General features: G+C 71.5%; 5 protein-coding genes. 1 reads left to right on the plus strand and 4 read right to left on the minus strand.

Annotated features, from left to right (window positions below; genetic code table 11):
* Positions 1 to 73 precede the first annotated feature (73 nt).
* Positions 74 to 4,933: an NAD-glutamate dehydrogenase gene (locus Dsi01nite_RS13020; protein WP_203846374.1), complete on the minus strand. Its 4,860-nt coding sequence runs from the start codon at positions 4,931 to 4,933 to the stop codon at positions 74 to 76.
* A gap of 227 nt (positions 4,934 to 5,160) precedes the next feature.
* Here Dsi01nite_RS13020 and Dsi01nite_RS13025 point away from each other — a divergent pair, with 227 nt between their 5' ends.
* The gene (locus Dsi01nite_RS13025; RefSeq protein WP_239135864.1) at positions 5,161 to 7,029 is read left to right on the plus strand and encodes a penicillin-binding transpeptidase domain-containing protein; all 1,869 of its coding nucleotides are present in this window, start codon (positions 5,161 to 5,163) and stop codon (positions 7,027 to 7,029) included.
* Positions 7,030 to 7,074: 45 nt separating this feature from the next.
* Here the strand turns inward: Dsi01nite_RS13025 and Dsi01nite_RS58880 are convergent, their stop codons facing one another.
* The 3 genes from Dsi01nite_RS58880 to Dsi01nite_RS13040 are packed head-to-tail and all read right to left on the minus strand — an operon-like array spanning position 7,075 to position 11,160.
* Positions 7,075 to 9,390: an arginase family protein gene (locus Dsi01nite_RS58880; protein WP_203846376.1), complete on the minus strand. Its 2,316-nt coding sequence runs from the start codon at positions 9,388 to 9,390 to the stop codon at positions 7,075 to 7,077.
* Positions 9,391 to 9,401: 11 nt separating this feature from the next.
* A complete protein-coding gene (locus tag Dsi01nite_RS13035) occupies positions 9,402 to 10,283 on the minus strand; it encodes a tetratricopeptide repeat protein (RefSeq protein WP_203846377.1) in 882 nt (293 codons plus the stop codon).
* 4 nt (positions 10,284 to 10,287) lie between these two features.
* Complete coding sequence (locus tag Dsi01nite_RS13040) at positions 10,288 to 11,160, minus strand: ABC transporter ATP-binding protein (protein ID WP_203846378.1); 873 nt, start codon at positions 11,158 to 11,160, stop codon at positions 10,288 to 10,290.
* Positions 11,161 to 11,166 lie beyond the last annotated feature (6 nt).

Consider the following 11,166-nt stretch of genomic DNA (forward strand, 5'->3'; position numbering starts at 1 on the left):
CCCTTCCATGCTCCGTGATCCGGAAGACCTCGTGCACCCCTGGGTACACGAGGTCTTCCGGATCACGGAAGGGTCAGGCGGCGGAGGCTCGGACCAGGGTGCGGATCTGGCGGAGGAGGACGGAGAGCGCGGCGAGGTCGCCGGGGGACTCGCCGAACTCGCCGATGGCGTTGCGGGTGCGGGCGATCGACGTGGCGTTGCTCTGCTCCCACTCGTCGACGCGGGCCTCGGCGTCGTCGGAGGGGGCGGTGCCGTTGAGCACCTCGGCGGTCAGGGCCGCGAGCGCCGCATACAGGTCGTAGCGCAGCGCCATGCGGGCCAGGGTCTGCCAGCGGTCCTCGCGGGGCAGGTCGGAGATCTTCGACAGCAGGTCGTCGATGCGGAAGCGCTCCGACAGCACGTAGTAGACCGTGGCGACCTCGTTGACGTCGCGGCCGGTCTGGGAGGCGACCTCGACGATGTCGAGCAGGCCGAAGCCATACATGATGCGGGTGGTGAGCTCGGCCAGCTCGTCCGGAAGGCCAAGCTCGCGCAGCTGGACGGCGTTGGCGTGCAGGGCCTCGCGCTCGCGGCCCCGGAAGAGGGTGTCGAGCTCGCCGAGCAGGCGCGAGATGCCGGGGCGCAGCCGGGCGATCTCGCCGGGCACGTCGATCGGCAGGCGGCGGTTGGAGACCAGCCAGCGCACCGCACGGTCGAGGAGGCGGCGGATCTCCAGGTAGACCTCGGTCTGCGACTCGGTCGGGATCTGGTTGTCCAGGACCTCGACGGCGGTGCGCAGCGCGTTGAGCCCATACACCTCGCGGATGACGACGGAGGCGCGCAGGACGTCGGCCGAGCCGGCGCCGGTCTCCTCCGACGCGCGGTGGAAGAACGACGTGCCGCCCCGGTTGACGGCCTCGTTGACCACGGCCGTGGTGACGATCTCGCGGCGCAGCGGGTGCTCGGCCATCGCCTCGACGAACCGATCGCGCAGCGCGGTCGGGAAGTAGGCGACGAGCACCTCGTTGGTCCACTCCTCGTCGGGCAGGCCGGAGTCGAGGATCTCGTGCTCGAGGACGATCTTCACGTAGGACAACATGACCGCGAACTCGGGTGAGGTCAGGCCGACGCCGAGCGCGGCGCGGGAGTCGAGCTCCTCGTCGGTCGGCAGCCCTTCCAGGGCCCGGTCGATCTGCCCGCGCTTCTCGAGATCGGCGATGAGCCGCTTGTGCACCGGCAGCAGCGACCGGGACTGGGCGCGGGCGTTGCCCAGCGCGGTGGCCTGGTCGTAGTTGTCGCGCAGGACCAGGTCGCCGACCTCGTCGGTCATCTGGGCCAGCAGCGGGTTGCGGTCGGCCTGGTCGAGCTGACCGGCGGCGACGGCCCGGTCGAGCAGGATCTTGATGTTGACCTCGTGGTCGGAGCAGTCGACGCCGGCGGAGTTGTCGATGAAGTCGGTGGCGATGTGGCCGCCGCCGAGCGCGAACTCGATCCGGCCGCGCTGGGTCAGGCCGAGGTTGCCGCCCTCGCCGACGACCTTGACGCGCAGCTCCCGCCCGTTGACCCGCAGATAGTCGTTGGCCTTGTCGCCGACGTCGGCGTGCGACTCGCTGGTGGCCTTCACGTAGGTGCCGATGCCACCGTTCCAGAACAGGTCGACGGGGGCCGCGAGGATCGCGTGCATCAGCTCGTTGGGCGTCAGCGAGATCACCGACGACGGGATGCCCAGCGCCGCCTTCGCCTCCGACGTGAGCGGGATCGACTTCGCCGTCCGTGGGTAGACCCCGCCACCGGTCGAGATGATCGACTTGTCGTAGTCGTCCCAGGACGAGCGCGGCAGGTCGAACAGCCGCCGCCGCTCCTCGAACGACGCCGCCCGGTCCGGCGTGGGGTCGATGAAGATGTGCCGGTGGTCGAAGGCCGCGACCAGCAGGATGTGCCGAGAGAGCAGCATCCCGTTGCCGAAGACGTCGCCGGACATGTCGCCGACGCCGACGACGGTGAAGTCGGTGGTCTGCGTGTCGACGCCCAGCTCGCGGAAGTGCCGCTTCACCGACTCCCAGGCGCCCTTGGCGGTGATGCCCATCTTCTTGTGGTCGTAGCCGGCCGAGCCGCCCGAGGCGAACGCGTCGCCGAGCCAGAACCCATACCTCACCGAGATCTCGTTGGCGATGTCCGAGAACGTGGCGGTGCCCTTGTCCGCGGCGACGACGAGATACGGGTCGTCGGGGTCGTGCCGGACCACGTCGGCGGGGGCCACGACCTTGCCGCCGTCGAGGTTGTCGGTGACGTCGAGCAGGGCGGAGATGAACAGCTGGTAGCAGGCGACGGCCTCGTCACGGTCGCCCGGCACCTGCTTGAGCACGAAGCCGCCCTTGGCGCCGGTCGGCACGATCACCGCGTTCTTCACCATCTGGGCCTTGACCAGGCCGAGGATCTCGGTGCGGAAGTCCTCGCGCCGGTCGGACCAGCGCAGCCCGCCCCGGGCGACCGCGCCGAAGCGCAGGTGCACACCCTCGAACCGCGGCGAATACACGAAGATCTCGAACTTCGGCCGCGGCGCCGGCAGGTCGGGGATCGACTGCGGGTCGAGCTTGAACGCCGTGTAGGACTTCGGTCGCCCGGCCTCGCCCCGCTGGAAGAACGACGTCCGCAGCGTCGCCTGGATCAGCATCAGGAACGAGCGCAGGATCCGGTCCTGGTCGAGGCTGGTCACCTCGTCGAGGTCGGCGTGGATGGCCGTGACCAGCTCCTTGGTCTGCACCGCCCGGCTGTCCTCGGACAGCTGCAGCCGCGGGTCGAACCGGGCCGCGAACAGCGCGACGAGCTTGGAGGCGATCGCCGGATACTGCAGCAGCGTCGACTCCATGTAGTCCTGCGAGAACACCGTGCCGGCCTGGCGCAGGTACTTCGCATAGGCCCGGAGCACGACCACCTCACGCCAGGTGAGGCCGGCCTTGATGACCAGGGTGTTGAACCCGTCGACCTCGGCCTCGCCGCGCCAGGTGGCGGAGAACGCGTTCTCCAGGTGCGGCCGGACCTCGGCGATCGCCCGCGAGTCGGCGGGCAGCTGCAGGCCGAAGTCGTAGAGGTAGATCGTGCCGTCGACGCGGTGCATCTCATACGGCCGCTCGTCGGTGACCCGCACGCCGAGGGAGTGCAGCACCGGCAGGACGGCGGAGAGGATCATCGGCTCGCCGTAGCGATACACCTTGAACCGGATGTCCGACTCGTCCTGGCGGCGCCGGTAGACGTGCATGACGAGCTGGCCGGGCTCGTCGAGCAGCTCCAGCTTCGCGACGTCCTTCACCGCCTCATACGGCGTGTGCTCGTCCTTGTAGGTCTCCGAGATCGCGCCGCCATAGCGCTGGTACAGCAGCTTCGCCTGGTGCTCGTCGTCGAGCTTGCGCTCCAGGACGAGGCGGAAGTCGTCGTCCCAGAGGCGGGTGGCCTCGGCGAGCCGCTCGGTCAGGTCGTCGACGTCGACGTCGCCGGGCGGGTTGCCGGGCTCGGTGCGCACGATGAAGTGGACCCGCGCGAACTTCGACTCGCTGACCCGGGTCGTGTAGTCGACGCCGATGCCGTTGAGCTCCGCGAGGAGGATCTGCTGGATGCGCAGCCGGTTGGCGGTGGTGAACCGGTCCCGGGGCAGGTAGACCAGGCACGAGATGAAACGGCCGTAGGCGTCGCGGCGCAGGAACAGCCGCAGCTGCCGCCGCCCGGCCAGGCGCAGCACGCTCATCGCGGAGCGGTACAGCTCGTCGGTGGTGATCTGGAACAGCTCGTCGCGCGGATAGGTCTCCAGGGTCTCCATCAGGTCCTTGCCGGAGTGGGAGCGCGGCGAGAGGCCCGAACGCTCCACCACCTCGGCGACCTTGCGCTTGACCACCGGCAGGTCCCGCACGCTGGTGCGGTAGGCCGCGGACGAGAACAGCCCCAGGAAGCGCTTCTCGCCGGTCACGTTGCCGTCGGCGTCGAACTGCTTGAAGCCGATGTAGTCCAGGTAGGCCGAGCGGTGCACGGTGGCCCTGGAGTTGGCCTTGGTGATGATCAGCAGCCGCTTCTCGAGGGCCTTGGCATACGCCTCGGCGGTCATCGAGCTCAACATCCGCGGATGCGGCTGGTCGGCGCGCAGGATGCCCAGGCCGGTGCCGAGGACGGCCTGCAGCAGGTCGTCGCCGTTGTCGCCCTTGATCAGCTTGTATTGCCGGAAGCCCAGGAACGTGAAGTGGTCGTCGGCGAGCCACCGCAGCAGCTCGACGGAGTCGGTGATGTCCTTGTCCGGCACTGGCAGCTGCGCGCTGCCCAGCTCGTCGGCGAGCGCGAGCGCCTGGGTGCGCATCTTCGGCCAGTCCTCGACCGCTTCGCGCACGTCGTTGAGCACGCGGGCCAGGTCCGTGCGGACCGTCTCCAGGTCCTGCTCGTCGCGGATGCGGTCGATCTCGATGCGGATCCAGCTCTCGACGATGTCGCCGGGGGCGGCGTCCTCGGGCTCGAGGCCGACCCGGACCCCCTCCAGGGCGCCCAGCGGCTGGCGGCGCACCACGACGAGCGGGTGGACGAGCAGGTTGACGTCGAGATTGCGCGCCGACAGGGCACTGGTCACGGAGTCGACCAGGAACGGCATGTCGTCGGTGACGATCTCCAGAGATGTGCCGCCGGTCACACTGAGCCCCAACCGGAGCTTCAGCTCCCCCGGGACCCGCTGGCCGGCGAGCTCCAGGTGCGACGCCGTGGCCGCGACCATCTTCGACACCTGGCAGCTGGCCAGCTCCTCGTCGGGAACGAGTCGCCAGTAGTGCGCGACCAACTCGGGATCGACGTCCTGCGCGGCGGCCAGGACCACCGCTTCGGCGACGAGGTGCTCAGCGTTGGGCACTGGCTGCGTTAACTCGTCGTCCTCGATCGCTGGCTCGGCGACCGCAGTGCGCACCGTTGCCGTGGGCCGGTTCATCGGTCTGTTCTCCCCTCACCCACGACGCTGTGGGTTGTCCCGCACAGCCTAAGACGTACCCCCGACATTTCTGATCGGCGCATACCCCGGCAACCGGTTCAGCAGCGTCGGTTACCCGATCGACCAGTACGCCCCTATACCAATTGTCCAACTTTTCCGATCTTGGGGCGTGCGGATCGTGGCTTTCATGACGCAGAATCGCCCCCATGGCCGTTTCATTTCGTCGCATGATCGCCCTCCTCGCCGGGCTGACGCTGCTGGGCGCCCTCCCGGCCTGCTCCAGCAAGCCACCGGACGACGCGCTGAAGACGTTCCTCGCCGCGTGGGAGCAGGGCAACATCGCCGGGATGAAGTTCGTGGGCACGGACGGCAAAGCGCTCAGCGGCGACGCGGCGCAGAAGCTGTGGACCACGGTCGCCGGCGACCTCGCCGCGACGCCGCCCAAACTGGCCATCAAGGGCTCGCCGGCCGTCAAGAAGGACGAGGCCAGCGCCGTGGTGACGGTCAAGTGGCCGGTCTTCGGGTCGACCTGGGAGTACGACACCACGGTCAGCGCGAAGCGCGTCGACAAGCAGTGGACCGTCGTCTGGGGCGCCAAGACCATCAACCCGACCCTGGAGGCCACGGACAAGATCGCGGTGCGCAAGTCGGCGGGTCCCCGCGGCAGCATTCTCGACGGCGCCGGCCAGCCGATCGTGAGCAGCAAGCCAGTGGTCATCGTCGGCATCCAGCCACGCTCGGTCACCGACATCAACATCGTGACGAAGAACCTCGGCGACGCGTTCGCCGCGGCGAAGGTCCAGGTCGACCTGTCCGGCCTGCCGAACAAGGTGAAGGCCGCGAAGCCCGACGCGTTCGTCGAGGTCGTGACGCTCCGCAAGGAGGTCTACGACACGATCGCCAACAAGCTCAACTCGACGCCCGGCGTCGTCACCCGCAACTCGACGCAGACGCTCGGTCCCTCGGCCCAGTTCGCCCGGGCCCTGATCGGCACGTCCGGCGAGGTGACCAAGGAGATCATGGACAAGAACCCCGGCAAGTACAAGGTCGGCGACGTCGTCGGCCTGTCCGGGCTGCAGCAGCGCTACGACACGGACCTGCAGGGCAAGCCGGGCGTCTCCGTCGTGGTGCCGATGCCCACCGGCACCCCGGACAAGAAGCTCTTCAGCACCGAGGCGGCACCGGGCGCGGCGATCAAGCTCACCCTCGACGTCAACATCCAGAACGCGGCCGAGGCGGCCCTCGCCCTCGACACCCGCCGTTCCGCCCTCGTCGCGATCCGCGTCAGCGACAACTCGATCGTCGCGGTCGCCAACGGCCCCGGCGCGGCCGGCAACAACTTCGCGCTGGTCGGGCAGACCCCGCCCGGCTCGACGTTCAAGGCGATCACCGCGCTCGGCGTGCTCGACAAGGGCACCACCGGCGAGACCGTGGTCCCCTGCCCGAAGAACCTCACCGTCGACGGCCGCACGTTCAAGAACTCCCACGACATGGAGCTCGGCAACGTCCCGCTCCGGGTCGACTTCGCGAAGTCGTGCAACACCGCGTTCGCGTCCCTCGCCCCGCAGCTCGCCCCGGACGGCCTCGCGAAGACCGCGCAGAGCGTCGGCATCGGCATCCCGTGGGACCTCGGCGTCGACGTCTTCACCGGCAAGGTCTCCGCGAACGGCTCCAAGTCCGAGCAGGCCGCGGCCGCGTTCGGGCAGGGCACCACGCTCTCCTCGCCGGTCGCGCTCGCCGGCGCCGCCGCCGCCATCGCCCGCGGTCAGTGGAAGCAGCCGCAGCTCGTGCTCGACCCCGCCCCGAAGAGCCCGGCGGCCGACGGCCCGCAGCTCAACCAGGCCTCCCTGGACGCGTTGCGGCAGATGATGCGCGAGGTCGTCACCGCCGGCACCGCCGACCAGCTCAAGAACCTCCCCGGCGACCTGCGGGGCAAGACCGGCACCGCCGAATACGACAACGACCCGGCGCACACCCACTCCTGGTTCATGGGGTACCGCGGCGACATCGCCTTCTGCGTCTTCGTCGAGAACGGCGGCGCCAGCACCGCGGCGGCCGTCCCGATCGCCGGGAAGTTCTTCCAGACCATCGGCTGACCCACAGCACGCGGCCCCACTCGCCAGCGGCGGGTGGGGCCGTGCTCATCGCTGCTTCGGTGTTCGCTCTTCGTCCGGTGTACGCGCGGCAGGCACCACATCCGTCAACGGCGACTCGGGCGGCTCCACAGGCTCACGGGGGGTCCGGCTCTGCGCCGGCACGAACGGCACGGCACCCTCCCGGTCCTGGCCGGGCGCGTCGTCCGCCGAGGCCGCGCGGCGGGCGAGGCGACCCGAGGCCGGCGGTCCGGAGGTCGGCGCGAGCGTCAACGCCAGCCGGGGCGCGCGGCGGCTCTTGCGCCCGGCCCGCCCGAACGGCAGCGCCCCGCCACCCTCCTCGGCGGCCGGCTCGGCGGCGGTGCCCTGGTCGGTGGGCCGGTCCAGGCCGGTGGACGGCTCACTCACCGCGTCCGGCCCGCCGACGGTGACCCAGCCGTCGTCCGCGGCGGGCGCCACGTCGTCGAGGTCGATCGGCTTGCGGGTGGTGATACCGATCACAGCCCCGCGGCTGTACGCGGGAAGCCGGGGCGTCTCGGCCTGCCCCGCCCGACCGGTGCCCCGGTCCGCGGCGAGGTCGACCACCGCGCCGGTCCGCGTGTCGACCCAGGCGACGGGCGGCAGCTCCAGGTCATGATCCTCGGCGGCCTCGCCCGGCACGCCGGCGGAGGCATCGACCAACGACCCGGCGAGATCGGGGAACGCCGCCGGGTCATCCACCGGGTCATCCACCGGCTCGTCCTGCGGCTCACCCGGACGGCCGGCCATCGAGCCGTCAGCACCGCCGTCCGACAGGTCGGCAGGAAGACCGGCCGCAGCCTCGGCGGGAAGGCCCGCCGCGTCGGCAGGAAGGCCCGCCGCGTCGGCGGGAAGGCCCGCCGCGTCGGCGGGAAGCTCGTCCGGATCGGTGGGAAGCTCGTCCGGATCGGCGGGCTCACCCTGCGAGGCGGCATCGGAGCCGGCCGCCGGATCGGTGACCTGGCCGGCCGGTTCGTCGCCGGCCGGACCAGCGGCCCATTCGGCGTCGGCACCGTCAGCGGGGTCACCGGTCGGGTGATCGACGGCATCGCCGGACGCCACGGCAGTCGCCTCGTCCGCCGGCCCGTCAGCCTCCTCGTCGGCCGGCTCGAACACCGGCGCGAAACCAAGCTCCGACACCGGCACGGGCTCCGACACCGGCGACGAGGCAGGCTCCGACACCGGCACGGGCTCCGACACCGGCGCGACGGCAGGCTCGGACACCGGCGCAACAACAAGCACCGGCACCGGCACCGGCACTTCCGGCACGGGCACCGGCGCGACGGCAGGCACCGGCACGGGCTCGGACACCGGCATGGGCGTAAACCCCGGCGCACCGGCGGCCGGGGCGTGCAGCGGAGGCGCACCGGCGGGCGGGGCATGCAGCGGCGGGGCGGACACCACCGGGGTGAGGTCGGCGGCGGCCAGGGCGGAGGACGTCACGAGGGGCTCGAGGCCGGCGACGAGGACGTCGGTGACCTCCCGGGCGTACTGCCCGTCGGGGTCGTAGTCGGGGTCGAAGACGGTGACCTGGACACCCACGCAGCGAGGGTCGGACACCAGCCCGCTGAGCAGGATCTCCAGCTCCCGGTAGGCGATCCCGCCCACGTCGGGGGCGTCGACCGCCGGCATGACCGCCGGGTCGAGCACGTCGACGTCGACGTGGACCCAGAAGCCGGCGCAGTCGCGCAGCTGGTCGCGGGCCCACTGCGCGGAGCGGGCCGCGCCGTGGGAGCGCAGCTCCGGCACCGCGCGGGCGACGATGCCGGCCGCCTGCAGGTCGAGGCGGTATTCGTCGTGGGTGCGGATGCCGAGCAGGACGACGTCGACGTCGCGGAAGTAGGGCCGGCGCTGCTCGATCGAGGCGAGATTGCTCTGGCCGCGGCCGGTGGCCAGGGCCAGGGCCTCCCCGCCGGCGGCCCCGACATAGGACGCGTTGCCCTCGTGACGGAAGTCGGAATGCGCGTCGACGTAGACCAGGCCGACCCGGCCGGCGAGGTCGGCGGAGTACCGCCGCATCGCCAGGCCGGCGCCGAGCAGGATCGAGCAGTCGCCGCCGAGGACGACCGGGAAGTCGCCGGCGGCGAGGACGGCGCCGATCCGGTCGGCCAGCCGGCGGATGAACACCGCGATCTCGTCGGCCTGGGCGACGCCGTCGCCGGGCTGCCAGCCGGCCGGGTCGTAACGCGGCGGGGTGATGCACCCCGCGTCGCGGGCGCCCAGCCGGGCCAGCAGGCCGCTGTCGCGCAGGGCGCCGGGAGCTTTCGCGCAGCCGGGGACCGAGGTTGCGGTCGGTGGCCGCAACCCCAGGTTGCTCGGTGCGTCGACGACGGCGATCCGGCGCATCCCGCCCCGGCTCAGAAGAGCGCGCTCGCCAGCGCCCGGCGGGCCTTGGCGACCGCGGGGTCGTCGGGCCCCGCGACGGTGAACAGCGAGACGAGGTGCTTGCGCACCGTCTCGCGTTCGTCGCCGGGGGTGCGGCGGACAAGGTCGATGAGGCGCTTGTAGGCGAGGTCGGCCTGGCCGGTCAGCACCTCGATGTCGGCGGCGAGCAGCTGGGAGGCGAGATCGTCCCCGGCCGCCGCCAGGACGGCCGCGGCGTCCAGCCCGGAGGTCCGGCGCAGCAGGGCGACCTGGGCGAGGCCGGACTCGGCGATCGGGTCCGCCGGCGTGTCGGCCAGGATCTGCTTGTATGCCACCTCGGCACCGTCGAGGTCGCCGTCCATCAGGGCGTCGTCGGCGGACAGCAGGCGCGGGTCGTCGCCGTGCTGGACCTCGACGCCGGCGGCCTTGAGGACCGCGTCGATCCACTGGCGCAGGTGGGTCTCGGGCAGCATCTGGTTGAACGCGTCGACGGGCTGCCCGCCGACGATCGCGACGACGAACGGGATGCCCTGGATGCGGAACATCTGGGCCAGCCGCGGGTTGGCCTCGATGTCGACGCGGCCGAGCAGCCAGGTGCCCTCACCGTCGCCGGCGAGCTTCTCCAGCAGTGGCGAGAACTGCTGGTGCGGCTGGCTGCCCTCGACGTAGAAGTCCAGGACGACCGGGGTGGTGACCGAACGCTGCAGGACGGCGTCCTGGAAGTTGGTCTCGGTGGCATCGAACACGAACGCGGAGCTCGGCGCGGCGGCAGGCTGAGCAGATCGCTGCGCCGCGGCCTGATTGCTCCGGGCCAGGGCGCCGAGGTCCACCGCCCCGCGGGTGAAGATCGACTGGGTCTGCCTTGGGTCGCTCATGGAGCTAGTTTTGCACGTGCCCCAAGTGGTCCGCCGCAAGTGACCGGTCGGATCCACCCGCCACCAGTGTGACGGCGCCGTCGATGTGCTCCACGGTGAAGAGGGTGCCGGGCGGGAAGTCGCCGAGGACCTCGGGCGGCAGCTGGACCGTGCCGTCGCCGGCGACCACGGCGAAGTCCTGGCCGTCGCGGCCCTCGGCGCCGACGCGGCCGTCGCGGATGGTCACGGCGCGGCCGAGGCGGGTGCCGACGTCGCCGTCGTGGGTGACGACGACGATCGTGGTGTTGCGCTCCTGGTTGACCGTCTCGAGGGCCTCGAGGACCTCGTCGCGGCCGGCGGTGTCGAGCTGGCTGGTCGGCTCGTCGACGAGCAGCAGGCCGGGCCCGGCGGCGATGCCGACGGCGAGCGCGGCGCGCTGGCGGGCGCCGGGCGCGAGCTCCTCGATCCGGGAGCGGCCGAGGCCGGGCAGGCCCACCAGGTCCAGGATGCGGTCCGGGTCGTCGAGCTTGATGCCCTCGGTGCGGGCGGCGCGCCGCTGGGCCAGCCAGATGTTGCGGTGCAGCGTCGCGTAGGGCAGCAGGTTGCGGGCGGCGCCCTGCAGCACCACGCCGATCTCGGTGCCGCGGAGCCGGGCGATCTCACCGTCGGACAGCTTGCCCATGTCGTAGGTGCCGATGTTGACCCGGCCGGCCGACGGGCGCATGAGCCCGGCGAGCAGCGCGATCAGCGTCGACTTGCCGGAGCCGGACGGCCCGACCAGGGCCAGGGTCTCCCCCGGCCCGATCGACAGGTCGACACCGGCGAGGGCCACGACGTCGCCCGCCTCGGCCCGGTAGATGTGCACGACCCGCCGGCAGGCCACCGCCAACCCGTTCATGAGCAG

It is taken from the genome of Dactylosporangium siamense (assembly GCF_016862795.1).
GTDB lineage: Bacteria > Actinomycetota > Actinomycetes > Mycobacteriales > Micromonosporaceae > Dactylosporangium > Dactylosporangium siamense.